General features: G+C 66.4%; 22 protein-coding genes, 3 tRNA genes and 2 pseudogenes. 13 read left to right on the top strand and 14 right to left on the bottom strand.

Features of this window, described 5'->3' with window-relative positions:
- Positions 1 to 161: 161 nt before the first annotated feature.
- The 3 genes from IM689_RS10315 (at position 162) to IM689_RS10305 (ending at position 497) form a co-directional block, all read left to right on the top strand.
- A tRNA-Ile gene (locus tag IM689_RS10315) sits at positions 162 to 238 on the top strand.
- Between the two features lie 33 nt (positions 239 to 271).
- Complete coding sequence (locus IM689_RS10310; RefSeq protein WP_187036619.1) at positions 272 to 412, top strand: hypothetical protein; 141 nt, start codon at positions 272 to 274, stop codon at positions 410 to 412.
- 12 nt (positions 413 to 424) lie between these two features.
- Positions 425 to 497: transfer RNA gene (locus tag IM689_RS10305), tRNA-Ala, on the top strand.
- A 164-nt stretch (positions 498 to 661) separates the two neighbouring features.
- Here the strand turns inward: IM689_RS10305 and IM689_RS10300 are convergent.
- The 3 genes from IM689_RS10300 to IM689_RS10290 form a co-directional block, all read right to left on the bottom strand.
- Positions 662 to 1,225, bottom strand: a complete 564-nt coding sequence (locus tag IM689_RS10300) for an NYN domain-containing protein (RefSeq protein WP_047310850.1) — start codon at positions 1,223 to 1,225, stop codon at positions 662 to 664.
- Positions 1,226 to 1,296: 71 nt separating this feature from the next.
- Positions 1,297 to 1,917, bottom strand: coding sequence for a LysE family translocator (locus IM689_RS10295; RefSeq protein ID WP_193643914.1), 621 nt, complete (start codon positions 1,915 to 1,917; stop codon positions 1,297 to 1,299).
- Positions 1,918 to 2,224: 307 nt separating this feature from the next.
- Positions 2,225 to 3,352, bottom strand: coding sequence for a hypothetical protein (locus IM689_RS10290; protein ID WP_193643913.1), 1,128 nt, complete (start codon positions 3,350 to 3,352; stop codon positions 2,225 to 2,227).
- Positions 3,353 to 3,571: 219 nt separating this feature from the next.
- Between IM689_RS10290 and IM689_RS10285 the strand changes: the two genes are divergently transcribed.
- Both IM689_RS10285 and IM689_RS10280 read left to right on the top strand, forming a co-directional pair.
- Positions 3,572 to 4,090: a peptidylprolyl isomerase gene (locus IM689_RS10285; RefSeq protein ID WP_118913920.1), complete on the top strand. Its 519-nt coding sequence runs from the start codon at positions 3,572 to 3,574 to the stop codon at positions 4,088 to 4,090.
- A 112-nt stretch (positions 4,091 to 4,202) separates the two neighbouring features.
- On the top strand, positions 4,203 to 5,111 hold the full coding sequence (locus tag IM689_RS10280; protein WP_047310847.1) for a rhomboid family intramembrane serine protease: 909 nt from the start codon (positions 4,203 to 4,205) through the stop codon (positions 5,109 to 5,111).
- Positions 5,112 to 5,176: 65 nt separating this feature from the next.
- On the opposite strand, the gene IM689_RS10275 is transcribed toward IM689_RS10280, so the two are convergent.
- Positions 5,177 to 5,545, bottom strand: coding sequence for a hypothetical protein (locus IM689_RS10275; RefSeq protein WP_193643912.1), 369 nt, complete (start codon positions 5,543 to 5,545; stop codon positions 5,177 to 5,179).
- A gap of 534 nt (positions 5,546 to 6,079) precedes the next feature.
- A complete protein-coding gene (locus IM689_RS10270) occupies positions 6,080 to 6,310 on the bottom strand; it encodes a cell division protein CrgA (RefSeq protein WP_193643911.1) in 231 nt (76 codons plus the stop codon).
- Positions 6,311 to 6,409: 99 nt separating this feature from the next.
- Between IM689_RS10270 and IM689_RS10265 the strand changes: the two genes are divergently transcribed.
- Positions 6,410 to 7,243 carry a DUF881 domain-containing protein gene (locus IM689_RS10265; RefSeq protein WP_319803855.1) on the top strand — a complete coding sequence of 278 codons (834 nt, stop codon included), beginning with the start codon at positions 6,410 to 6,412 and terminating at the stop codon, positions 7,241 to 7,243.
- Between the two features lie 46 nt (positions 7,244 to 7,289).
- A complete protein-coding gene (locus tag IM689_RS10260) occupies positions 7,290 to 7,925 on the top strand; it encodes an aminodeoxychorismate/anthranilate synthase component II (RefSeq protein ID WP_187036609.1) in 636 nt (211 codons plus the stop codon).
- Between the two features lie 81 nt (positions 7,926 to 8,006).
- Here the strand turns inward: IM689_RS10260 and pknB are convergent, their stop codons facing one another.
- From pknB to IM689_RS14730, 6 genes are all read right to left on the bottom strand, one after another.
- Entirely contained in the window at positions 8,007 to 9,878 is a 1,872-nt protein-coding gene (pknB, locus tag IM689_RS10255; RefSeq protein ID WP_193643910.1) for a Stk1 family PASTA domain-containing Ser/Thr kinase, read from the bottom strand.
- Between the two features lie 103 nt (positions 9,879 to 9,981).
- Positions 9,982 to 11,436 (bottom strand): peptidoglycan D,D-transpeptidase FtsI family protein, encoded by a 1,455-nt coding sequence (locus IM689_RS10250; protein ID WP_193643909.1) that lies wholly within the window; start codon positions 11,434 to 11,436, stop codon positions 9,982 to 9,984.
- Positions 11,433 to 12,809, bottom strand: a complete 1,377-nt coding sequence (locus tag IM689_RS10245; protein WP_193643908.1) for an FtsW/RodA/SpoVE family cell cycle protein — start codon at positions 12,807 to 12,809, stop codon at positions 11,433 to 11,435. Before IM689_RS10245 ends, IM689_RS10250 begins: the two co-directional genes overlap by 4 nt.
- Positions 12,806 to 14,077, bottom strand: coding sequence for a PP2C family protein-serine/threonine phosphatase (locus IM689_RS10240; RefSeq protein WP_047310841.1), 1,272 nt, complete (start codon positions 14,075 to 14,077; stop codon positions 12,806 to 12,808). Before IM689_RS10240 ends, IM689_RS10245 begins: the two co-directional genes overlap by 4 nt.
- A 4-nt stretch (positions 14,078 to 14,081) precedes the next feature.
- Positions 14,082 to 14,552, bottom strand: coding sequence for an FHA domain-containing protein FhaB/FipA (locus tag IM689_RS10235; protein ID WP_118913903.1), 471 nt, complete (start codon positions 14,550 to 14,552; stop codon positions 14,082 to 14,084).
- Positions 14,549 to 15,919, bottom strand: a complete 1,371-nt coding sequence (locus IM689_RS14730; protein WP_227484740.1) for an FhaA domain-containing protein — start codon at positions 15,917 to 15,919, stop codon at positions 14,549 to 14,551. Before IM689_RS14730 ends, IM689_RS10235 begins: the two co-directional genes overlap by 4 nt.
- 328 nt (positions 15,920 to 16,247) lie before the next feature.
- On the opposite strand from IM689_RS14730, the gene IM689_RS10220 reads away from it, so the two are divergent.
- Positions 16,248 to 16,330, top strand: a tRNA-Leu gene (locus tag IM689_RS10220).
- Positions 16,331 to 16,576: 246 nt separating this feature from the next.
- Here the strand turns inward: IM689_RS10220 and IM689_RS10215 are convergent.
- Complete coding sequence (locus IM689_RS10215; RefSeq protein ID WP_193643907.1) at positions 16,577 to 17,524, bottom strand: hypothetical protein; 948 nt, start codon at positions 17,522 to 17,524, stop codon at positions 16,577 to 16,579.
- Positions 17,525 to 17,548: 24 nt separating this feature from the next.
- Between IM689_RS10215 and IM689_RS10210 the strand changes: the two genes are divergently transcribed.
- From IM689_RS10210 to IM689_RS10195, 4 genes and pseudogenes are all read left to right on the top strand, one after another.
- On the top strand, positions 17,549 to 20,599 hold the full coding sequence (locus tag IM689_RS10210; protein WP_193643906.1) for a hypothetical protein: 3,051 nt from the start codon (positions 17,549 to 17,551) through the stop codon (positions 20,597 to 20,599).
- A gap of 148 nt (positions 20,600 to 20,747) precedes the next feature.
- On the top strand, positions 20,748 to 21,410 hold the full coding sequence (locus IM689_RS10205) for a hypothetical protein (protein WP_193643905.1): 663 nt from the start codon (positions 20,748 to 20,750) through the stop codon (positions 21,408 to 21,410).
- A 210-nt stretch (positions 21,411 to 21,620) separates the two neighbouring features.
- Positions 21,621 to 22,088: a hypothetical protein gene (locus IM689_RS10200; protein ID WP_193643904.1), complete on the top strand. Its 468-nt coding sequence runs from the start codon at positions 21,621 to 21,623 to the stop codon at positions 22,086 to 22,088.
- A gap of 168 nt (positions 22,089 to 22,256) precedes the next feature.
- Positions 22,257 to 22,991 (top strand): annotated as a pseudogene (locus IM689_RS10195) (leucine zipper domain-containing protein); the annotation flags it as partial.
- A gap of 21 nt (positions 22,992 to 23,012) precedes the next feature.
- On the opposite strand, the pseudogene IM689_RS15145 reads toward IM689_RS10195, so the two are convergent.
- Both IM689_RS15145 and IM689_RS10185 read right to left on the bottom strand, forming a co-directional pair.
- Positions 23,013 to 23,246: pseudogene (locus IM689_RS15145) on the bottom strand (transposase); the annotation flags it as partial.
- A 540-nt stretch (positions 23,247 to 23,786) separates the two neighbouring features.
- Positions 23,787 to 24,797: a helix-turn-helix transcriptional regulator gene (locus tag IM689_RS10185; protein WP_193643902.1), complete on the bottom strand. Its 1,011-nt coding sequence runs from the start codon at positions 24,795 to 24,797 to the stop codon at positions 23,787 to 23,789.
- 20 nt (positions 24,798 to 24,817) lie between these two features.
- Between IM689_RS10185 and IM689_RS10180 the strand changes: the two genes are divergently transcribed.
- Positions 24,818 to 25,299, top strand: a 482-nt coding sequence (locus tag IM689_RS10180) for an MFS transporter (RefSeq protein WP_227484739.1), incomplete at its 3' end; no start/stop codon positions are given.

The raw sequence follows: 25,299 nt of genomic DNA, 5'->3' as shown, positions 1-25,299 counted from the left end.
TCGCCGTCAGATCGGCAGAAGTTCCCCAGATCCGGGTGGGGCTCGTCTGCGCGACGGCCCCTGCGTCGCCGGTGCCCCTCGGATTTGCGGGGCGCGCGCGGCGTAGGGTAATCTCAACGCTCGTGCCGCTCGGTGAACGAGCAGGCGCGGAAGCGGTGCAGGGGCCTATAGCTCAGTCGGTTAGAGCGCTGTCCTGATAAGACAGAGGTCACTGGTTCAAGTCCAGTTAGGCCCACCACCACTGCCCCTCGAGTTCGCTTCGGAGTTCCCGATGTACAAGGTTCTTCTCGCAGCCGCCGCCGCGGCGGCAGCCATCTACGCGAACAGTGAGTACCAGAAGCAACAACTGGGCAAGGAGCTGTGGGCGAAAGCGACGGATCAGCCGGAGAACACCGCACCGGGCAAGAACTGACCGTCACCCCTCGGGGGTATGGCGCAATTGGTAGCGCACCTGCTTTGCAAGCAGGGGGTTAGGGGTTCGAGTCCCCTTACCTCCACCGAACGACGAAGGCCCTCACCGCACAGGTGAGGGCCTTCGTCGCATCACGGGAGCAATTGGCGCGGCGACCGTAACGAAGAAGGGCCTCGTGGGCGCGGTGACGCTCCCACGAGGCCCTTCTCTGGCGAAGTCTGCTTTCCCTGCGCGGAGGCGGGCCAGCACTCAGAGGTAGGCGATCGGGTCGAACTCGTCGATCGGGATGATGCGCAGCCGCGGCAGCGTCGCGTTGAACGCCTTGACGTCGTGCTCGAGGTCGAAGAACTCCATGCCCTGCGCCTCGAGGGGAGCGAAGCCCGAGTTGCGGAACTCCTTGAAGCCGATGAGTCCCACCTTGCGCGAGCCTCCGAGCAGCGGCTCCACCTGCGGCAGGAAGTCTCCGTCGTGGCTGACGAGCATGACGTCGGCCTGGTAGGTGCGCAGCGCGTCCAGCGTCTTCTGGATGGCCATGTCGACGACCTTCTCGTCGGACGCACCGGAGAGCGGAATCGGCTGGTAACCCAGGGCCGTCAGCGCCTGGATGAACGACATCGGCAACTCGGGGCCGTTCGCGGCGAGGAAGAACAGGCCCTTGGCGTCCTGACGCCACTCCTGCTCCGCGAAGCGCAGCAGACGATCCCAGCGCGGCCGCTCGTCCGGGTGCGGTCGTCGTCCGAGGATGGACGTGCCCAGCGTCGCGTCGATGTTCTCGCCGTCGATGAGCACGTAGGTGATGCGCTTGGTTGCCATGCCTTCAACCTATCCGCACCCTGCCTGGGACGCCCACCGACCACGAATCTGGCGGCCGAACGGGCGCGAGGTCAGCCCTCCGCGGCCAGAGCCCCCGCGAAACCAAGCATGACGACGCCCGTACCGCCCTCGACACCGCGGTTGACGAGCGGACGTGCCAGTGCATCGCGGGCACGCGTCGCCAGCCCCACGACGGCGAGCAGCACGATCGTGCCGACGATCGTCAGGGTGAGGGCGTAGGCGAGGAGCGTGAGCATCCCGGTGCCGGGGCCGGCGAACTGCGGCAGCACCGCGAGGTTGAACGCGAGCACCTTCGGGTTCGTGATGTTGCACAGGAACCCCTGACGGAACGAGCGGCGCGGGCTGCGCGGTGTTGCTTCCGGCGTCATGGCCCAGCCGTCACCGTGGGCTTTGACGGCTGCGCGCAGCGCCATGATGGCGAGATAAATGAGGTAGGCGACACCGAGCCAGCGGATCGTCTGGAACACCGGTTCCGAACGGGCGATGATCGCGCCCAGCCCCGCCGCGGCGAGGACGCCCTGGGTGGCACCGGCGACCCCGATGCCGAGCGTCGTCCACAGCCCTCGCGCGCGGCCTCCGATGACGGTGTTGCGCAGCGTGAGGAACGTGTCCGGGCCCGGTGCCACCGCAATGGCCGTTGCGAACACGACGAAGCTGAGGAAGTGCGCCATGGACGGACTGTACGGCCGGCGTCACCGAATCCGCGCGTGCCTGCCCACGCTGTGGGCGCGAGGCGACGTTCCGCTGACGACGACGTCGAACAGGGCTACTCCGATGGGACGCGCCGATTCCCTTGGCTACCGGAATCTACTCATTTGCCTATCAAGATCAAGAGGCAGTGATCGACCCTTTGGTGCGACATAGCGCCGAAGCCGGGCCCAGGCGTCGGGGAAGGCGCTCACACGACGCGTCAGGAGCAGGCACATGACGAGGGGCCGCCTCCAGCAGGAAGCGACCCCTCGAGCGGAGCGACTGATGTCAGATGTCGCCGCGGGCGGCGCGACGCGAGCTCCGCGTCTCACCTTCGAGTGCCTCGGTGGACATGTGGCCCGACTCCTCGGCCTCGGTCCACGTGGCAGCGGTGCCCGGGCCACCTGCCGGCTCGGCCGTGCCGTCGCCCGCGGGGCGCACCATCGTGGTGTCGTCGGCCTTGTTGAAGTCGGTGACGGGGTTGTTGATCGTCATCTCATCCGAACGGTCAGCCTTGCTGTCTGCGATGGCAGCCTCGGAGAGCTGGGCGTTCTTGGCCTTCTTCTTCTGCTGGTCGGCGTACACGAGGTAACCGGCACCGGCGAGGGCGGCCGCACCGACAACGATGAGGAAGCCACCCTTCTTCTTCTTGGGTGCGAGAGCCGGGGCGTAGCGCGCGACCTGCTCCTGCGCACCGTCGGGAAGCTGACCCACGACGTTGTGCGAGGCGGCGGTGCCGGCGGCAGCGGCCGTCGCGAGGATCTCCTTGAGGTGCGGGAGCAGCTCGTCCTTGTAGAAGTCGCGAGCGTTGTCGGCCGTGAGGCCCTTGTCCTCGGCGACCTGCTGGGCCTGGCCCTTCAGGGCAGCAGCCTTGTAGGCGACGTCCTGGCGCGTGTCGACGCCGAACTTCTTCGTCGCCTTCTTTTCCGCGCGCGATGCCTTGGCACCGAGGAAGCCCGCCAGAGCGGCAGCCTTCTTGTCGGCCTTCTTCTTTGTCTTCTCGGCGCGCTTGTCGGCCTGCTTCGCGAACTTGGACGACTTCTTGTCGGCCTTCTTCGCAGTCTTGCGGCCCTTCTTCTCGGCCTCGTCACGCGCGTCGGCAGCGGACTCGGCGACGTCGGCGATCTTCGCGGCGGCGACGGCCTTGGCCACGCTCACCTTGTCGGCGGCAGCCTCACGCTGGTCGGCAGTGGCGTCGGCAACCTTCTCGAGGTGCGGCGCAGCGGCTTCGCGGGCTTCCTCTGCCTTCTCCATGATGAAGTCGCGGGCCTCCTCGGCCTTCTCTGCGAGGGTGGGGACGATGTCCTTCTCGGTCTTCGCCTTGGCCTCAGCGGCCTTCGTCGAAGCCAGGTCGACCGCGGTGAGCGCAGCCTCCTTGGCCTTCTCGGTCTTGGTGGGTTCGGATTTCCACAGCACGGCTGTTCCTCTCCTGCGGGTGGATACTCTTCTGCCTCTCATCCTGCCTTGTTCGCTGCCCGCTTACCAACCGGTTCGGCAGGTCGGACGGTGGGGATGTCGGCCGGGCCCACCTCAAGGGACGGAGACGCCTGCCTCGTGACGCCCGGGCTTCCGCCGAGTGTGAACACCCGCGAGGCCGCCGTGCCCGTGTGCGTTTCACGTGGAACACTGGGTGTCATGATCGCGACACTGCACACCAACCACGGTGACATCAACATCAACCTCTTCCCGACCCAGGCTCCGAAGACCGTCGAGAACTTCGTCGGCCTCGCCAAGGGCACGAAGGAGTACAAGGACGACGCCGGCCGCACCAACCCGCAGCCGTTCTACGACGGCCTCACGTTCCACCGCATCATCCCGGGCTTCATGATCCAGGGCGGCTGCCCGCAGGGCATCGGCATCGGTGGTCCCGGCTACACGTTCGACGACGAGATCTCGCCCGAGCTGAACTTCAACTCGCCCTACATGCTCGCCATGGCCAACGCCGGTAAGCGCATGGGCAAGGGCACGAACGGCTCGCAGTTCTTCATCACGGTTGCCGACACGAGCTGGCTGCAGGGCAAGCACACGATCTTCGGCGAGGTGGCCGACGACGAGTCCAAGAAGGTCGTCGACGAGATCGCCGCCGTCCGCACGGGCGGCCAGGACAAGCCGGTCGAGCCGGTCGTCATCGAGAGCGTCACCATCTCCGAGTGATCGCATCCGTGCCCTCGCTCCGAACGGTGTGAGGGTGCGGGAGACAATCGTGTGGCCCCGTCGTTGTCATGACGACGGGGCCACACGCATGAGAAGGGCAGAGACGAGAACGATGAGCGTTCCGCTGGACAACGGTTCGTACGACGAGCAAGGGATCCCGGTGTGTCCGAGGCACCCGGAGGTCGCGGCCTACACGCGCTGCCAGCGCTGCGGACGTCCGGCGTGCACGCAGTGCCAGGTGCCGGCCTCGGTCGGGTTCCAGTGCGTCGACTGCGTCGCTGCCGAGCGCAAGGCGAACCCGATGCCGACGCAGCGGTCGGAGCTAGGCATGCCCGCCGCGCCCGGACGCCCGCTCGTGACCTTCGGCATCATCGGCATCTGCGTGGCCGTCTGGGTGGGCGAGCTGATGAGCTGGAGCTTCTTCGGCAACGTCGCTTTCATCGCCCTGGCAGCCCAGGACGAGCCGTGGCGCTACATCACGAGCGGCTTCGCGCACGACCGCAGCAACGTCATCCATCTGCTGTTCAACATGATGGCGCTGTACTTCATGGGGCAGTACCTCGAGCCGATGTTGGGCCGTCTCCGCTTCGCGGCCCTCTACCTCGTGGCGGTGCTCGGTGGGTCGGTCGGCTATCAACTGCTGACTTCGGCGCCCGTTCGGGGTGGCGACCTCTACGCGTCGGGATGGGCGACTCCGCTCGTCGGTGCGTCCGGTGGTGTGTTTGGCCTGTTCGTCGCCGTCATCGTGCTCAACCGGCACCTGGGGCGCGAGATCGGCCCGATGCTCACCCTCATCGCCATCAACGTCGTGCTGGGCTTCACGATGAGCAACGTGGCGTGGCAGGCACACCTCGGTGGCGCGATCGTCGGAGGCATCGCGGCCGGCCTGTTGTACGCCGTTCGCCGCCGCTCGACGGCGATCCAGCTCGGTCTGCTCGGTGGTCTTGCCGCGCTACTGTTCGCAGCTGCCTACGTCAGTTTCGCGATGGCCGACCTCAGCTGGATCCAGATCGTGCGCTGACACCAGGACGTCACGCCAAGAGGGCTTCGTCGAGTGTTCGATGAAGCCCTCTTGTGCTGTCTAAGTCAGGTGCAAGATGTGGGCAGAGTGATGCATCGTGCCGAACTCGGACAAGAACAGACGGCGAGGGGTTTCGTGGCTCCTGGACGCTCGACGAAGGTCTCCTTGCGGCCCGAGCTGTCCCGGAACGTGGCACGGTTGCCGTCGATGACGACCCAGCCGCGCTGATAGGGGTCCTCCCACCCCTTCGGCGTCCCGGCCTCGCTCGCGAGGGGGCCGCCCTCGCGGACGTACCAGGTGCCGTTGCTGTTGAGTTCGCGCACACCGCAGTGCGTGTAGAGCTTGAACGGCCCGGGCGACTCGCCGGGCGTCGCGTAGGTCCAGCCCGTCACCACGGCAGCCAGGCCCAGCGTGGCCACCGACGTCCGCTTCACATACCTCTGACCTGAGTGTGAGCCGCGATGCCGCCGCCGTCCAGAGGGCAGTTCGTCATCAGGACGGTTCCATGGCGTGGTGAACGCTCGCAGTTCGCCGCAACGTCGATGACAACCTATCCACATCTCTCGCCTCAGCTCTAGATGGGGCAAGACAAACCGAGCAAGCGTCGTCCCCAGCTGTGGAAGACCCCGTCAACGTCGTCCGAAACCAGGGTTTTCCACAGTTTCCACAGGCATGGGTGTGGAGAAACCCGCGGAATGAGCGGCGTGTCGTGGGGCCGAGCCCGGTGAGTCACATGAGTTGTCCCCAGCTGACCTGCCCTTTTCCACCGGTGGGCCACCGGTTTTCCACTGATCTGGATGCTTGTCCCCGGGCCGTCCACGCGTTGTCCCCAAGTTTGTCCACAGTTGTGGAAAACGACAGCCGTGTAATTACACACAGGCTGTGGATAACTCTGGGGAAAACATCCCACAACGTCGGATGCCCTCGACCCAATAGGGCCGAGGGCATCCGACGAAGTCGAAGGAGCGCTACTTCCAGCGCGTCATCATGATGAATCCCACCATGATGAAGGCGAAGCCGATGACGATGTTGATCGCATCGACGTTGGGGATCGGATACGCGCCAGAACTGATGTAGTACGTCATGACCCACACGAGGCCGAGGAGCATGAGGCCGAGAGCGGTCGGCACCCACCACCTGGGGTTGAGGCCGCCTCCGGAGGCGGCGCGCGCAGCGGCGTCGGAGTTCTTACGGGCCACGGGGTACCCCTTCCGTGTCAGGCGTTCTGGAGGTGAGTCAACTAGGGTGAGAGCCTAGTTGACTCACTCGCCGGTACGCAGCATGAAGGAGGCGTCCGCGTGGCCGATTCGCCCAGCACTCCCGCGACCGACGCGCCGCATGACGCACCGAACGAAACGCCCGGCGTCGAGCAGAACGAGGGTGTCCGGATGCCCTCGCGCCGCCGCGTGAAGCCCTGGCAGGTCGCCGTCCCGATCGTGACGCTCGTGGCCGGCCTCATGTTCGCCGTCAGTTCGCGTGCGGCCCACGGCACCGATCTGCGCTCGGGCAACACACAGCTCAGCGACGTCGTCGCCGGAGCCGACCGACGCGTCAAGCAGAAGCAGCAGTCCGTCGCCAGCCTGCGCCGTCAGGTCGAACAGGCGCAGAGCGCCGCCGCGAAGAAGGACGGACCGGCCGCCCAGGCGTCCAAGATCAACGCTCAGGCGTCGAAGGAGGAGGACCCGGCCGGTCTCGCGCCGCTGACGGGGCAGGCGATCACCGTCACCCTCGACGACAGCAAGAAGAGCGTCGACCAGCTGCCCGAAGACGGCACACCCGACTGGCTCGTCGTCCACCAGCAGGACGTGCAGGCCGTCGTCAACGCCCTGTGGCGCGCCGGCGCTCGCGGCATGATGCTCATGGATCAGCGCGTCGTCTCGACCAGCGCGGTGCGCTGCGTCGGCAACACCCTCATCCTTCAGGGTCGTGTCTACAGCCCACCGTTCACGATCAAGGCCATCGGCGACCCTGTGAAGCTCAAGGCAGCCCTCGACGACGACGAAGCGGTGAAGATCTACAAGCAGTACGTCGACCTCGTCGGGCTGGGCTACGACGTCAAGACTGAGCAGAACGCGTCCTTCCCCGCGTTCACCGGCTCGCTTTCCCTGAAGTACGCCCGGGCCCAGCGCTGACGGCGGCGCTGGGCCGTGCGAGATGGGCGCACCTAGACTGGTGGGCATGACCGACTCGCCGCGCATTCTCGTCGTCGACAACTACGACAGCTTCGTCTTCACGATCGTCGGCTACCTCCAGCAGTTGGGCGCCGAGACGACCGTCGTGCGCAACGACGCGATCAGCGCGGCCGACGGCGCCGATTTCGACGGCGTGCTCGTCTCGCCCGGTCCCGGCACCCCGGAGGACGCCGGCGTCAGCATGAAGATGATCGAGGCGTGCGGCGAGCGCAACCAGCCGATGCTCGGGGTGTGCCTCGGCCACCAGGCCCTAGGCGTCGTCACGGGCGCGACGGTGGGGCGTGCGCCGGAGTTGCTGCACGGCAAGACGTCCGAGGTCTTCCACGACGGCACGGGCGTGCTCGAGGGTCTCTCCGACCCGTTCACCGCCACGCGCTACCACTCGCTGACGATCGACCCGGCCACCGTCACCGACGAACTCGTCGTCAACGGTCGCACTGACACCGGAATCATCATGGCGGCCCATCACCGGGACCTGCCGTTGCACGGCGTGCAGTTCCACCCCGAGAGCGTCATGACGGTCAGTGGTCACCGCATGCTCGCCAACTGGCTGCGGATGTGCGGCTCCACGACGGCCGTCGAGGCGAGTCACGACATGGCGCCGCTCGTGCGCGCGAGCTGACCCGCCGTCGCCCGGCAACGCGACACCGACGTCGAAGGACCACCCCGGCCGAATCGGGGTGGCCCTTCGAGGTCTTCGTGACTAGTCGTCCTCGTTCGGCGGGCTCGCCGTGTTCGACGGCGTGAGCTCGGTCGTGTCACTCGGCGAACTCGGCGAACTCGGCTTGGTGCTCGAGGAGGTGGAACTGCTCGAGGAGCTGGAGCTCGACGACGAGGAGGACGGTGTCGACGTCGGTGAGGGCGTCGCCGTGACGGTGGCCTCGGGCTTCTGGCCGACCACGACGACCACGGCCGTGCCGTTGTCCACCTTCTTGCCCTGATCGGGCACGGAGATGACCTTGCCCTGCTTGGTCTCGTCGCCCGTGCGCTCGTAGGTCACGCTGATCGACAGGTGCGCCTTGTAGAGCGCCTGCGTCGCCTCGTCCTGGGTCTTGCCGACGAGGTCGGGCACGGTGACCTTGCCGCTGCTCGGGTAGAGCGTGATCTCGTTGCTCGCACCGAGCGTCGAACCGGCCTTGGGGTTGGTCTCGGCAACCTTGCCCGAGTCGACGCCGCTGTCGTCCTTCTTCTCCGAGGAGACCTTGATGCGGTCGGCGTCGATACCTGCGGAGATGAGGGTCTGGCGCGCTGTCTCGACCGAGTCGCCCACGACGTCGGGCACCTTCACGGAGTCCGGCCCCGTCGAGACGGTGAGTGTGACGGTGGAGTTGCGGTCGGCCTTGGTGCCGCCCGGCGGGTCCTGCCCGACGACGGTGCCTTCGCTCTGGTCGGAGGCCGTCTCCTTGCGCTCGACCGTGAAGTCCTGCGACAGAGTCGAGAAGGCCTGGTCGTAGGTCATGCCTTCGACCTTCGTCACCGTGACCTGGTCGGTGGCGCCGCTCGGATTCATGAAGAGATAACCGATGCCGAGGATGGCGGCGAGGGCCGCGATGACGGCGAGAGCCCACAGACCGCCGCGCGAACGCTTCGGCTCGTGACGCTCGTCGAGTTCCGCCGTGTGGTCGGCGGCCGCGAGAGCTGCGCCTCGGCGCGTGTAGTTGACGACCTCCGTGCTGTCGCCTGCGGCCTGGGTACTCGCGAGGGCGGCCGCGGAGATCTCCTGGCCGGAGCGAGCCGCGAGCACGTCCGAACGGAACTCGCCGGCGCTCTGGTAGCGAGCGTCCCGCTTCTTCTCGAGCGAGTGCAGGACGACGGCGTCGAGCTCGGGTGACACCGAGTGCTCGTACAGCGACGGCGGCTGCGGCTGCTCACCGATGTGCTGGTAGACGAGGCTGACCGGCTCGCCGACGAAGGGCGCACGCCCGGTGAGCAGCTCGAAGAGCACACAACCGGCGGAGTACAGGTCGGTGCGCGGGTCGACGCTCTCGCCTTGGGCCTGCTCGGGGGAGAGGTAGCGGGCGGTACCGACGACGGCCTGGGCCGACGTCATCGTCGCGCCGACGTCGGCGAGGGCTCGCGCGATACCGAAGTCCATGACCTTGACGTTGCCGCCGCGCGTCACCATGACGTTTCCGGGCTTGATGTCGCGGTGGACGATGCCCTTGGAGTGGCTGTACTCGAGGGCCGACAGGATGCCCATCGTCACACGGCAGGCCTCGTCCGAGCTGAGCTTCTTCTCGTCGTTGAGGATCTCGCGCAGCGTCTGGCCGTCGACGTACTCCATGACGATGTAGGGGATGTCGACGGTGCCGCCGCCGGCCTCGACGAAGGTGTCTTCACCCGAGTCGTACACGGCCACGATGTTGGCGTGGTTGAGCCCGGCCGACGACTGCGCCTCGCGGCGGAAGCGCTGGAGGAAGGAGGGGTCGCGCGCGAGGTCGGAGCGCAGGATCTTGATGGCGACGGAGCGTCCGAGACGGGTGTCGTGGCCGGCGTGAACCTCGGCCATGCCACCGCGACCGATGAGCTCACCGACCTCGTACCGCCCGCCGAGAATGCGTGGTGCCGTGCTCATGCGGTCTCCTCCTGAGATCTCGTCGGGGTGGTCGGTCGTCGGGTCGTTCGTGCGTGGTTCGCCGGTGGGTGGTTCGTCGCGGCGCTCGCGGCTGCCGTCTCCGTCATCGCACGGCCGCCTCGAAGATCTGGCGTGCAGCGGGTGCGGCGACGGAGCCGGCCAGGGCTTCGACGCCCTGGTCTCCGCCGTTCTCGAGGACGATGGCGAGGGCGATCTTCGGGTCGTTGGCGGGCGCGAAACCGGTGAACCACAGGTCGGCGGCGTTCTTCGTGTCGCCCTGCGCGGTACCCGTCTTGCCTGCGACCTGGACGCCGGGGACGGCGGCCTGCTTACCGGTGCCGTTGTTGACGACGGCTTCCATCATCTCGGTGAGGGAGTCGGCGGTCTGCCCGGAGATCGGCTTGGCGCGCACCTTCGGGTCGGTCGACTTGATGACGTCGAGGTCGGAGTCGACGACGTTCTTCACGAGGTACGGCTGCATCTGGTTGCCTCCGTTGGCGATGGTGGCGGAGATCATCGCGATCTGCAGCGGCGTGACACGCACGTCGTACTGGCCGATGGCCGACATCGCCGTCTGGGGCTCGTTGAGCTGGGTCGGGAACGTGCTGGGCGTGACCCGCATCGGCACGCGCATGACGTCACCGAAACCGAACTTCTTGGCCTGGGAGGCGAGCTTGTCCTGGCCCAGGTCCATGCCGAGCTGGGCGTAGGCGGTGTTGCAGCTGACCTCGAGGGCGTGCAGGAGCGACGTCTCGTCGTTGGGGCCGCACGCGCGCCCGTCGTCGTTCGGCAGGGAGTGCGTCGTCTGGGGCAGACGCAGGGTGGCCGGGCCGGGCAACGTCGAGGAGTTCGAGTAGTTGCCGGATTCGAGCGCGGCGGCCGAGGTGACGAGCTTGAAGGTCGAACCCGGCGGGTAGAGAGTGCCGCCGATGGTGCGGTTGACCATGGGCTGGTTCGCGGCCGCGTTCATCTGCGTCCACGTTTTCGTCACGGCCTCGGTGTCATGCGAGGCGAGGTTGTTCGGGTCGTAGGAGGGCGAGGTCACCATGGCGAGCACGGCGCCCGTCTTCGGGTCGAGCGCCACGACGGCGCCGCGGCGGTTGCCGAGGGCCTGCGCGGCGGCCCGCTGGATCTTGGGGTTGATCGTCAGCTCGAGGTTGGCGCCCTGCTTGGGCTTACCGGTGACGACGTCGACGAGACGGCGGTAGAACAGCGAGTCGCTCGTGCCGGTGAGCACTTCGTTCTCTGCACCTTCGAGGCCGCCGCCGTTGCCGTAGACGAGTGAGCTGTAGCCGGTGACGGGGGCGTAGAGGCTGCCGTTTGTGTACTGACGCTCGTAGACGTACTTGTCGTTCGACTTGCGGCTCGTGGCGATGGCCTTGCCGTCGACGAGGATCGAGCCGCGCTCGATCTTGTACCCGGCGTTGATGATGCGCGTGTTGCCCGGGCGGTTGTTGAGCGACTTGGCCTGCAGCACCTGGATGTAGCTCGCGGCGAGCAGGACGGAGCAGAACAGGGCTGCGACGACGAAGCCGAGACGTCGGATGGGCGTGTTCATCGAACCTTCACCACCTGGGTGTCGTCGCTTCCACGGGTCGGGTCGGTCTCGGCGACGCTCGGGCGCCGGGCCTGGTCGGAGATGCGCAGCAGCAGGGCGATGATGGCCCAGTTCGCGAGGAGCGAGCTACCACCGGCGGAGAGGAACGGTGTCGTCAGACCGGTGAGGGGGATGACGCGGGTGATGCCGCCGAGGACGACGAAGCACTGGAGGCACACGGAGAACGCGAGGCCGGTGGCGAGCAGCTTGCCGAAGCCGTCGCGGCAGGCGATGCCGATGCGCAGGCCGCGCTCGACGATGATGGCGAACAGCACGATCATCGCCATGATGCCGGCGAGACCGATCTCCTCACCGAAGCTCGACATGATGAAGTCGGAGTTCGCTTCGGAGTAGTTGAAGGTCGGGTAACCGCGGCCCAGGCCGGTGCCGGTGATGCCGCCGAACGCGAGGCCCATGAGGGAGCGCGCGACCTGGTCCGACTGGCCGGGCGTGAAGGGGTCGAGCCACAGCGCGACGCGGTTCTGGAAGTTCGCGAAGAGCAGGTAGGCCACGTAGCAGCCGGTGAAGAACAGGATGAGGCCGATGGCCACCCAGCTGCGCCGCTCGGTGGCGACGTAGAGCATCGCGACGAAGAGGCCGAAGAACAGCAGCGAGGTGCCGAGGTCCTTCTCGAAGACGAGGACGGCCAGGGACATGAGCCAGGCGAGCATGATGGGGCCCATGTCGCGGGCACGCGGCAGGGGGAAGCCGAGGAAGCGCTTGCCGACGAGGGAGAGCGCGTCACGCGTCTGCACGAGGTAGCTGGCGAAGAAGATCGTCAGGAGGATCTTGGCGACCTCGCTCGGCTGGAAGCTGAGCGGGCCGATGTGGATCCAGATGCGGTTGCCGTTGATGTTCATACCGATGAACGGGAGCATCGGCATCATGAGCAGCGCGAGACCGGCTGCGGCGAACGTGAACGTGTAGCGTCGCAGCTTGCGGTGATCGCGGATGAGGAACAGCAGCGTGATGGCGGCGCCAACGGCGATCGTCGACCACATGAGCTGACGCAGCGCGGCGCCCTCCATGATGTCGCGGCCGCGGGCGACGTCGATGCGGTGGATCATGACGAGGCCGAGGCCGTTGAGCAGCGTCGCCGTCGGCAGGAGGACGGGGTCGGCGTAGCTCGCGACGATGCGCACGACGAGGTGGAACACGAGCGCGAGAACCCCGAGACCGATGCCGAGCGTCATGATGTCCGCCGGCAGCGTGCCGTCGATGGCGAGGCCGACGCTGGCGTAGGCGAACAGCACGACGACGACCGCGAAGCCGAGGAGGAAGAGCTCGGTGCCGCGTTTCGTGCCGGAGGTGGTGCGGGTGAGGCCGAGACTCACTGCTTGCACTCGCTTCCGTTCGGTGAGGCGGCGAGGCACTTCACCATCTCCGCCCGGAGGCGTTCGACGGTGGCCGCGGCTTCCGAGTCGCTGGAGGCCTCGAGGCCGGCCTTGACCTTGGTGCGCCAGAACTCGGGCAGGTCGGCCGTCGGGATGTCCGTCTTCTCCTCCACATGGCTGAGCTCGAGCGGGCCGAAGCCGCCGTCGACGCCCTGGTGGATGGTGACTCGTCCGCCGGAATCCTTGACGAAGTACTGGCTCTGCGACCACGTCCAGCCCCAGATCGCGGCGACGGCGAGGGCCGCGAGGACGACCAGTGCGGCGATGGCGGCGTAGAACCGGCCGCGACGGCGGGGGCCGTCCTCCGCGAGCTGGGCGCCGCTGTGCTCCTCGGTCTCCTCGTCCTCGTCGTCGGAAACTTCGCGCGAGAGAGCGCGGGCCTTCTCGGCGGGCGTCTGGTCGCGCACCGGCACGGCCTCGGTGACGCCGTGTGCAACGGCGGCGCCGACGACGGCCGGCTTGCTCGAGAGGTCGAGCTCGTCGCTGTCGGCGACCTCGCCGACGACGACGGTGACGTTGTCGAGCGTCGAGGCCTTGAGGGCGATTTCGATGAGTTCGTCGGCGACGCGGTCGATCGGCTTGCCGGAGGTGAAGATCTCCTCGATCGTGCGGCCGCCGACGTAGTCCGACAGGCCATCGGAACACAGGAGGAAGCGGTCGCCGATGCGGGCCTCGCGCAGCGAAAGGTCAGGAACGTCGTTCTCGCGGCCGGTGAGGACGCGGGTGACGAGGCTGCGCTGCGGGTGGTGGACGGCCTCGTCGGGGGTGATGCGGCCGGAGTCGAGCAGACTCTGGACGAAGGAGTGGTCCTTCGTGATTTGCGTGAACTTGCCGTCACGCAGTTGGTAGGCGCGACTGTCGCCGATGTTGGCCATGGCGAGCTGGCGGCCGGCCTTCATGAGGACGATGAGCGTCGTGCCCATGCCTTCGCGGGTCGGGTCGGCATCCATCTCGCTGCGCAGCTTCTCGTTGGCGAGGTGGATGCGGTCCGCGAGCTGGTCGAGGACGTCGTCAGCGCCGACGTCGTCACCGTCGAGGGGCACGATCTGGCCGACGACGGTGGAGCTGGCGATGTCACCGGCGGCGTGGCCGCCCATGCCGTCGGCGAGCACGAGCATCGTGTTGCTCGCGTAGCCGGAGTCCTCGTTGCGCTTCTTCGAGCCGAGGCCGACGTCGGAACGAGCGGCGAATCTCAGGGCGATGGGCATGGGGTCACTTCCTCAGCTCGAGGACGGTGCGGCCGATACGGATGCGGGTTCCCGCGTCGACGTGGACGTGCTCGCCGATGCGTTCGGCGCCGATGTACGTGCCGTTGGTGGAACCGAGGTCGTCGAGGTACCAGCCGTCGGCCTCGGGGTAGATGCGTGCGTGACGCCCGGAGGCGAAATCGTCGGACAGGACGAGAGAGCACTCGGGGTTGCGCCCGAGCAGGACGCCGGATTCGGTGAGCGGCAGTGTCGTGCCGCGCATGGCGCCCTCGATGACGGCCACGTGCGTCGGGCCCTTCTTCACGGCGCGCGGCGTCTTGGCGCCGCGCTCACGCGAGGAGGCGCGCGAGGCGCGTCCGCCACCGGTCTTCGCTCCGTAGAGGTCTCCGCGCAGGACGCCGACGACCGCGAACACGAAGAACCACAGGAGGGCGAGGAGGCCGATGCGGATGGCCGTCAGCGTCAGTTCGTTCACGTGCGGTCTCCCAGGTGGATCGTCATCGACGTGCGGCCCAGGGTGAGCCGGTCGCCGTCGTGGACGTGGGTGGAGTCGATGCGTTCACCGTTGACGTAGGTGCCGTTGGTGGAGGCGAGGTCGCGCGCGCTCATCACGAGGTGGGGGCCGTCGTGGGTGATGCGGATTTCGCTGTGGCTTCGGCTGACGCCCGGGTCGTCGATGATGATGTCGGCCTCGTCGTCGCGGCCCAGGACGGTGATGGCGCCCAGCAGCGGGTAACGCTGGCCGTCGATCTTGAGCCAGGGGCGCTCACGCGGCGAGACCGGGCGCGGCGGGCGTGCGCCGCCGCCGGCGGGGACGTGACGTGCCGTGGAGTCCTGCGGCTCCTCGGCCGGGGAGAAACCGGTGGGGTCGCCGTAGTCGTCATCGTCGTCCCACGCGAGGCCGCGGCCGGTGGCGCGGTTGTCGGGGTGGGCGTCGTCGAAGCCGTTGCCGTAGTCGTTGTTGTCATACGCGTCGTCGGCGTACCCGTTGTCGACGTCGTGGCCGTCGTGTGCGACGTGCTCCTGACGGCGCGGCGCGTCCGACCCGGCAGCGTCCCACGAGTAGGCGCCACCGAGGCTCGAGGGCGCACGGTTGGTGTTGCCCTCGAAGGGATCGGGGGCGTGCGAGCGGTCGTCGTATCCGTAGTCGCCGTTGGTGCCGTGTGCCTGACGGTCGTCGCGGCGGATGTCTTCGCGCGGTTCACGCGGCTGGTGCTGCTCACCCGGGGCCGGCTGCGCGGCGTCGTCGGGGGCGTAGCCGGTGAGGTAGTCCTTGATGCGAGAGCCGAAGCCACGGCTGGCGGGTGCTGCGGCGCCCGCGCCTGCGGCCGTTCCGGCGGCAACGGTCGCCGGGCGGCCGGCGTCGCGGCCGGGGCGGGGCCCGCGGTTGGAGGAGTCGTGCGAGTTGCGCTCGTCCTGTTGGTTGCGGGGACGGACGTTCGCGCGCTGCTGCGCGAGGGCTTCGGCGGCCTTCGCGGTGGCGGGGCGCAGGCGGAAGACGCCGGTCTCGAGGGTCTCGGATTCCTGCAGGACGATGGTGAACGGGCCGCCGGGCGAGTAGCGCTGCTCGTCGGCGTGTTCCTGGGCGCTCGCGATGAGTTCGTCGTCGAGTTCGTCACCCCAGGCCGAGAGGCGGTCGTAGTCGGTGGGGGAGAGCTCGATCGTGAAGAGGTTGGGCACGATGGGGCGCTTGCCGCGGCCGACGGAGGCTGCGCGGTCATCCATGGCGCGGCGGATGCCGGAGGCGATCTCGACCGGCTGCACCTCGCTCTTGAAGGCGCGGGCGAAGGCGCCGTTGACACCTTGTTCGAGTTTGCTCTCGAGCTTGTCGAACAACCCCATGGGTGCCTCCTCTCTGTGTCGTGGCCGACGTGGATGCCGGTGGGCCTCACGGCCTTCGACTCCCCTCGCGGCGCGGTGGTTCCGTCAGTGGGCGGCCTGTGCGTCGGTGGTGTGCGGGCAGCACGCCGGTCTGGTCGGGTGAACCAGGGATTCGATCGTAGCCGTCGGCCATGGGGAACCGCTGAATTCCTGCCCTCCGCGCGTGCCTGTGCGCCTGCTGAGGAGCCGGTCTGACGCCCGGCTCGGCGGCCGGCTCGGCGGCCGGGGCGACGCGCGCCCCGCCGATTTGGCGAACCGTGTGGCGGTAGGGAATGATAGGTGAGCACTCGCGCGAGTGGCGGAACGGCAGACGCGCTGGCTTCAGGTGCCAGTGTCCGAAAGGGCGTGGGGGTTCAAATCCCCCCTCGCGCACGCGGGGTAGTTCACGAATTGTGTGGCTACGAGTTCACGAATCCCGGTTCAGGAGTGATCCTGGGCCGGGTTTTGTGTTGTGAGGGGACATTTAGTGCTGGTTTCCCGCTGCGGTCGGGCGCTCAGCGCGGCGGAAGTGCCCGAGCGCGCTGTCGGGTGTTCATAGGGGCATGAAAATGGCCCCGTCCCGAGTTTTTCGGGTTGGGGCCATTCATGGCTGGCGGTTCAGCTTGGCGTGGTTCGCATTCAGTTGATGTCGCTCCAGGGTTGTTCGCCCGGTATGGGCGGTGGTGGCCCGTTGGAGGGTGGTGGCGATTTGGGGTGGCGTGCGTTGGACCCTGTGGGTGCTCGTTGTGCTAGGGGCTCGAGTTGGGTGCCGGGTGCCGGCAGTGTCTCGGGCCTTGCGGGGTCATAGTCGTACCGGGAGAGCAGGATCGCCATGTTGGTTGCGGCGAGGATGAATCCGAGCAGGATGGTGTTCTTCGAGAGGCCGAACACTCGAGTCGAGTGGCGTTGCAGACGCATGTGGTGGTTCTTCAACGACGCGTTGAACGATTCGATGAGATTGCGGGCGCCGTAGCGTTTCAGCCACTTCTCGGTGCCGTACAGCTCGGGCTGGCGGTGCCTGGCGCGTTTGTCATCAGCCTTGACGGTGAGGGTGGCCGCGCAGGCGCACGGCTGTCCGGGCGTGCAGTTGGTCAACGGTTTCCTGGGATCCCAACGCATTGACTCGGGGTGGTTGGGACAGCGCACCTTCTTGCCATGCACGGGCCCGCGATAGCGCTGAGCCCCGTTGCGGGTGGGCGGGCCGTTGGTGGAGAACGCGTATGCCCAGCGTTCGTTGTAGTTGCGAGCCTGTTCCGCCTTCTCTTCGCTCGTCGCGTTCAAACCGGGCCGGCGCAGTTCGCGTAGTCGTTTGGGCATGTTGGCCACGAAGGGGTGACCGTCGAGGAAGATGATGCCGGGGCGGTCAGCCGGCTCGAGCCGCTTCTCGCTGGCGCCGAGGTCATGGTGTTGCGAGGTGCCGCGCTCGATGAGGTGTTGCGCCCAGTTCTCGTGCGCGGCCATCGAGTAGCCCCGGTCAACGCACACCGAGGTGAGCACGTCGCCCCTGGTCTTCAGATAGGTGCTGACCCGGTCGATGAGGGCCAGCCCTGCGGCCGCTTTATTCGAGCCCGCAGATGTCAGTTCCATCCCCAGGGCTAGCGCGGGTAAGGCGTGTCCGCTGTCGCCCGAGGGCAAGCATCCACCCCGGCCACGGGGTACGCGGTGTTCGGCCAGGACCACCCGGTCAGCAGCACCGACCCGGCCAGCATCAGCGCCGGTGACTGGTCGTACGCGTCCTTGTCCTACGTCGATGTGAACAACGACGAGGTCAACGGCGCCGAGTACGGTGCGGGCCAGTGGCTCGTCAGTTCCAGTGACTATGACGCGAAGGGCAACCCGGTCCGTTCGTTGACGCCGCAGGGCATCAAGGCCGCCCTCAACGTAACGCCGGATGGCGCGGGTGCGGCTGAGGTCAAGTCGACGAGTGACTTCTACGCCACGAGCACGATCTACAACGACGACATCAAGGACGCCTCCGGCGAGGTGACTCTTCCTGCGGGATCACGGGTGGTGGACGTGCTGACGCCCGCGTCGCAGATGAGCGTCGGCGGCGCGCTGGTCACGGCGCGGAAGAAGGTGCACACCGACTACGACCAAGGCGCGCCCAACTCCGGGATGAACCCGGCCACGGGGCAGCCGTACTCCCTCGCCACGACGGTCACCGCGTCCGTCATCGACAACGCGGGCGCGCAGTTGAGTGAGCTGACGAAGACAACGAACGGGTACGCCGCGATCAGTGGCGGCGACATCGACGGCTGGAGCCTCGGGGCAGCGACGACGGTGACGACAGGTGGGGTGACGCGCACGACGCGCTACGACTCCGCGGGCCGGGTGATGGAGCAGCGCCAGCCGAAGGCGACGAGCACGGCCTCTGCGGGCACGCGTCGCACCGTGTACTACACCGCCGGCACGAGCAGCGACGACGCGCAGTGCGGGAACAAGCCCGAATGGGCCGGCTCCCCGTGTCGCGTGTTCCCAGGTGCTGCGCCCTCGAGCGGCCCGGGCCTGCCCGATTCACGCACCACCGGCTACGACATGTGGCTCAGCCCCACCACCGTCGTGGAGACGTCGGGCAGCGCGAACCGCACCACGACGACAACGTATGACGGCGCCGGGCGTCAGAAATTGGTGAAGGCCACCGGGTCAATCCCAGGCGCAACCGCGGTTCCTGCGTCGTTTACCAGCTACAACGCGGCAGGGCTGGTCGACTACACCGGAGACGCGAACGAGGCTGGTGATGACGCAACGGCTAACCGCATCACCACCGGCTACGACAACTGGGGCCGCAAGATCTCCTACACCAACGAGACCGGTGAAACCGCGACCACAACCTACGGCGCTGACGGCGCTGTCGCGAGCGTGAGCGACCCGAAGGGCACGACGAAGTACACCTACGACGGCACGGACGCGGCCGGCAAGACCGAACGTCGCGGTATGGTCACTGGCATGAGTGTCACTCGTCCCGGCACGGGTGGTGATCTGACGTATGGGGCGGCGTTCGACATCGACGGCAAGATCAGTCAGGAAGACCTGCCAGGTTTCGTCACCGCGCGGACACAGACGAACACCCTTGGTGAAGTCACGGGTTTGTCGTATGAAGGGCAGGTCACCCCGGTCACCGCGACGACGGCTGACGATGGCACGGTGAGTTGGACGGCGAGTACGCCGACGACGGACACGTGGATGGCGTGGACGCAAGAGCGTGACGGACTGGGCCGGGTGACGCGTCAGTACACCGGTTCGGGTGCCGCGTTCGATGGTGACCCTGGTATCCCCGAAGACGGCGACACCAGCCACATGACGGTCGGCCAGGGCAAGGCGTACGACAAGGAGTACAGCTACGACGCCTTGTCGCGCCTGACAAAGGTGACGGATCGGGAGAAGGCCGCCGGAACGGGTGCCATCGATGCGGACACGAAGGTCAGCGCGGACGCGGCGTGCGCGGTGCGCACGTACACGTTCGACGCGAACGGTAACCGCACGGCCAGTAGCGAAGCCACCCACACTGGTGGTGACTGCGCAGGCACGACAAACGTGACAAGTGCGTCGGTGACGATGGCGTACGACGACGCTGACCGCGCGACGACCGGTAAGAACGGTGCGGGTTCGTACAGGTATGACGCGTTCGGTCGCCAAACTTTGATGCCGAAGGCGGATGCCCCGAACCCGGGTGCGGGGGATGTGACGCTCGCGTACTACCTGGACGACTCGGTGCAGAAGATCAGCCAGGGCGGCACCGACGCGACGTTCACGCTCGACGCTGCTGGGCGCCGTAAGGCGCAGACATTGACGTCGAGCAGTGGGCCTGCGAAGACGGTGACGCGTCACTACACCGATGACTCGGACAACCCGTCCTGGGTGGAACTCAGCGGCGGCGGGATCGAGCGGTACACCGACTCGGTCAGCGGCATGTTGGGTGCGATGCTCGACGAGACGGGTAAGGCGAAGATCGCGCTCCCCGATCCGAACGGCAACACCGCGACGAGTGTCGAGATCCCTGCCGTGAACGGCACGGACACGCCCGCGACGTCGATCACGGACTGGAGCACGTACAGCGAATACGGCCAACCCACCACCGGCGGCACAACCGGCACCAATGCGAGCAGCGGTGTTCTCGGGTACGGGTGGCTCGGCGCGCACCAACGCGCCACCACCCCCGACACAGCAGGCCTGACCCTCATGGGAGCCCGCGTCTACAACAACCAACGCGGCCTCTTCACCAGCACCGACCCCATCTACGGCGGCAACGAAACCACCTACGGGTACCCCAACGACCCGATCAATTCCAGCGATATTGCAGGTCTAAAGATGGGACTGGGCTGGGGCGGGACAGGGGGTGGAGGAGGATCTGCAAACGGAAACGGCGGACAGTATGCGAGCCTCGCGGCTGGTAGAGGAGGAGGGGGGACAGTGCGCCCCAGCACTCAATCCACTCAAACACGTGCCGTCAGGGTTCCCGGCGGCAGGGGGACCGATTATAAGGTACCCACGAATGCTGTTGCGCGGCCAAAGAAGACCGCGAAGTCCCAGAAGTACCATGTCCACCTCATTTACGAAATCCAGTTCGTAAATTCGGGCTATTGGCGCACGTGGAAGTATGGAATTTCCGGCGTTAGCTGGAAGCGCGCACAGAACCAAATCTATACATGCCAAGCCAAGTGAAAGACCATCTGTAGATGGAAAAACGTGGAACTCAGTACTCCTATTATGCTGCAAGAAGGGTAGAAATGTCTCTAATTCACCGATACTACCGAATGTACGGCAAATGCCCTCCGGGTCATAAAACTGGGAGCAGTAAGGGGTGCTCTTGATGCCCAAGGTTCTTGCGCTGACGGTAGATGACAGACATTTACCTGACCAAGATGAAATCTCGGATAAATCCTACTGGGCCGCCTCGATCGCCGCGGGGCACGTCACTCGGACGCTCAGAGAGCTTCAATCCCCCCTGACTGCCCCGCGGGCATATCTCGTGGCAGACATGTCTGACTCGGATGGTCCGATGAAGGCTCGGCTGAGTGATATGACACTGTCCTCTCGGGCCTCTGCGCCTCCTTATTTGACTCAGATCATAGAGGGAATCAGAAATATTTCGATGGGGGACATGGCAGAGTTTGAGATGCGCCTTCAGGATGTCGATAGCGACTTCTTTTACCTGGATCTACCGGTCAAGAAGAGTCGGTCGATTCGTGAAGCGAAATTAACATGGACTATTTCTGCGAGCGAGGGGGCCCGCTATACACTGTCGGTTGAGCATTCACGCGGCCGCTCCTTATATTCTCTACCTTACGACGACACTGAATACGCAATCGCAAAAGGATTGGCGCAGTCAATTTCCGTGACAGATAAATGTCCAATATTTGAATCCTCGCGCCAGAAGGGCTACTTCAAGGCGGCACCGTCATTTGAGGCCGCGGAAGACTATTTTGACATTCCGGATTCTTTCTTTCTCTCGGGGGGGTGGGCGCGACGGTAGCTCTCTCGATTCGTATGAGGACTTCTGGCTCGTCGATCCCGGCCCGGAACTATCGAAGTCAGAAAAGTCCGAAAGGCCCGTAGCAGGACGGTCCCACGGGCGGATGTTGGATGCCCGCGCTGGCCTCGCCCACCTTTCCGTGGCTCATGCGCCTCCCAGCTTCCGGATGGATGGAGGAGTGCCAAGGTTGCGATCGAGTAGGTTTCAGCTATGAATACTCAGGGTTTCGAGGCAAATGGCAACGGCGGCGAGGGCGAGTGGGCGATGGAGCCGGCACACCCGCGCTTCGCAGCACACTTCACCGATCCGATGTACAACGATCCGGCTGACGACTGGGCGCCGTTCGGAAGCGACGAAGCTGCCGACATCCTTGCGGAGTGGGAGGAACGCCGCGACGAGCTGACGTCTTCCACACGGTTGCGTGACATGTATGACTCCGAAGAGGAGTGGCGGGAGTCGGTGAACGAGATCGGCACGTCACCGCTCGACACCGACGACGAGGCGACATGGGTGGTGGCGCGCGCGTTCACGTTGTTGCGACTCACGGGGCAGATCGACGACGAGGGCAAGGCTGTTGCGCTGCGTGGTGTCGACCGTCTTCTCCAAGAGACTGACAACGCGCAGGAGTACGTCCAGCAGAAGCGTGACCTGGAATCTTGGCAGAATCCCACTGAGTGACTGACCGCGCGGACGCAGACGAACACTCTGGGTGAAGTCACTAGCTGTGATGCCCAGGCACGTTGGTCGAGTCAGTGCGATAGTTCGCTCTGATCGGGTGACAAGCGAAGACCTCTCGGTGTGCAGTGGAGCTGTCTAGGTTCCACACTCACGCACCGGGAGGTCTTCATGGCCCACGCTACCCATTCGAACGCTGCTCTCACAGTCCGTTCTCGCCTGCGCATCGCTCGCCTCATCGTCGATGACGGCTGGCCCGTGGCGCGCGCCGCGGAACGCTACGACGTGTCCTGGAAAACCGCCGCGAAATGGGCACGCCGCTACCAAGACGAAGGCATCGGCGGCATGTACGACCGTTCCAGCCGCCCCCGCCACCAACCGAAAAAGACACCCCCGCACGTGGTGCGCACGATCGTCAGGACGCGGCTACGCCAACGCCTCGGTCCCATCGAAATCGGCGCGAAACTCGACCTGCCCGCCTCAACCGTGCACGCGGTCCTGACACGCTGCCACCTCAACCGCCTGACTCACATCGACCGCGCCACCGGCGAACAGCCACGCCGCTATGAACACGCCCGCCCGGGCGACCTGATCCACGTCGATGTGAAGAAACTCGGGCGCGTGCCCGACGGCGGTGGCCACCGCTACGTCGGGCGCGTTCAAGGCGGCAAGAACCGCATCGCGACCGTGAACGCCGGCCACGCCACACGCGGCACCTCCAGCAACCCGCGTTTGGGCACGTGCTACCTGCACACCGTCATCGACGACCACTCCCGCGTCGCCTACGTCGAAGCGCACGCGGACGAGAAGAAGGAAACCGCAGCGACCGTGCTGCGCAACGCGGTCGCGTGGTTCGCCGCGCGCGGGGTCACCGTCCAACGAGTGCTGAGCGACAACGGCCCGGCGTAGGACTTCGTTCTCTTGCTCCAGGAGCCGGATGCGGCGGCGTAGTTCGCGCAACTCTGTGTTGTCGCTGCGACTGGTACCAGGACGGTTGCCGTCATCGATGTCGGCTTGGCGCATCCACTTGTTCAGGGTCATTTCTTGGATGCCGAAGTCTTTCGCGATCTGGGCGAGGGTGACGCCCGCTTCGCGGGCACGTGCGACGCGCACGACATCGTCACGAAACTCTCGGGGGTAGGGCTTGGGCACGGTGCTCATCCTTCCAGGCCGACCGGTTGAGTCAGCCAGGTTCGATGTCACCTATCCGTGCAGCAGTCCCTTTCCGAGCAAGCTCCCAGTACAAGAGCCACGAGCCGGTTTACCTCGCCCACCTCGACAAACGGCTAGGACGCTGACACTTTCTCGCGTCAGCAGGTGATGTTCTCACGTCCACCCATCTGGTGATGGGCGCCTCAGTCACGAGGTCGGATCGCGAAACGTCGGTGAAGAGGTTCGAGGGAGCGTCTGTCGAGTCGGTTTCAAACTCACGTTTTCGACCCGGTTAAACTCAAAAATCGAGCGGTCGAGGTCCTCTGGGAGTCTCGCGCCCCGCTGACAAGCAGGCGGTGCGCGGTCCGGTCCAGGCGGAATCTGGGTGTGGTCAAAGATGGCACGGAAGTCATCCGGGGTGAGGAGCTTGGCACCCTTCTAGTTGTACTGACCGGGGATGTTGGTCGACCGGGTATGCGCGAGCCAGCGACGTCCTCGTGCGAGAGGATACGGACAACCCTGGCCCTTCGGACTGGGTGTGTGTGCTGGTCATTGTTGGCGTAGGCCCGTCGGCGGGGCGTTTTCCAGGCGTCGTCGGATGGTCGCGAAGGCGTCGCATAATTGGGACGGCTCGACATTCGTGAGGTCTGTGTCGAAGGTGATGAAGAGGCCAGCGACTCCGGCCCAGGACCACCCCCCGATCGTCAGGCGGCAAGAATGCCGGTCGATGGGAGTGACGACGGACCCGCCGGGGGCCCAGCGGGCGACGACGTTCGCGGGCAGCGCGAGCGTTGCGGTGCCGACGCACTGCCACTGGCCGGGGGTGTCACCTCGGTCGGGGTTCTGCACGACGAGCCGGTTCAGGTCGTCGGGGTCGAGGAGGGCGCGGGTGAAGGGGCGGCCGGCGGGGGTCTTGGGGCGGATACGGTCGACCCGGTAGGTGCCCCAGGTGGCGTGGTTGCGGTCGCGGGCGACGAGGTACCAGCGGCCGGCCCACACGACGAGGTGGTGGGGCTCGACGTCGAGGGGCGGTCGGAAGTCGGCGTCACCCGGCGCAGGGGCCCGCCCGTCGGGGTCGGCGTAGTCGAACCGCAGACAGGAGCTCGTGCGGATCGTGGACCCGACTGCCTGCAGTGTGGCGACGTCTATGGGTGGCGCCGAGAACTCCCAGTAGTTGCGCAATGCGGTGATCTCGAAGCCCTCACTGGCGACGCGCAGCCGCGCGGGCATGACCTGGCGCAAGGTCGTCAGCGCCCTGGCGACGGCGTCGTCGATTCCGGTCACGGTCGCCGGTGCGGTCTGCAAGGCCAGCGCGATGGCGATGGCCTGGTCGTCGTCCAGAACCAGGGGCGGGAGCTTGCCGGTGGCGCCGAGCCGGTAGCCACCGCCGGGACCGGTCACGGACTCGACGGGGTAGCCGAGCTCGCGCAGCGTGTCGATATCGCGGCGCACGGTCCGCGCCGACACCACGAGCCGTTCGGCGAGCTCGCCCCCAGGCCACTCGACGCGCGCCTCGAGCAGTGACAGCAGCCGCAAGATGCGGGCGGAGGTATCAGCCATGCCCCCCAGCATGGCGCTAGTTGTGGTCATTCGATGTCCTGAACCAGCGGCATGGTCAGTCCATGACTTCTCCTCAAGACACCGCGGCGGATGCACGGATCGGCGGCCGGGCGGCCTCGCTCGCGCTGCTGGTCGTGCTGTTCGCCTCGTTCATGGACCTGCTCGACGTCACCATCGTCACGGTCGCGGCCCCGCATATCGCAGCGGATCTGCACGCGTCACCGGCGCAACTGCAGTGGATGCTCGCCGCGTACACGCTGGCGCTGGGCTCAGGCCTGATCACCGGTGGCCGCATCGGTGACGACTACGGACGGCGCCGGGTGTTCCTGACCGCGCTGGCGGCCTTCGCCCTCGCGTCCGCAGCATGCGCATTGGCCCCGAGCGCAGGTGCACTCATCGTCGTTCGAGCAGTCCAGGGACTCGCGGGCGGGTTCATGGTCCCGCAGGTCTTCGGGATCATCCGCTCCTCCTTCGAGCCAGCAGCGATGGCCAAGGCGTTCGG

Origin of the sequence: Dermacoccus barathri, assembly GCF_015070805.1 — a bacterium.
Lineage (GTDB): Bacteria > Actinomycetota > Actinomycetes > Actinomycetales > Dermatophilaceae > Dermacoccus > Dermacoccus abyssi.
Note: the sequence above shows the minus strand (reverse complement) of the source record. Positions and strands in the feature narration are given on the sequence as shown.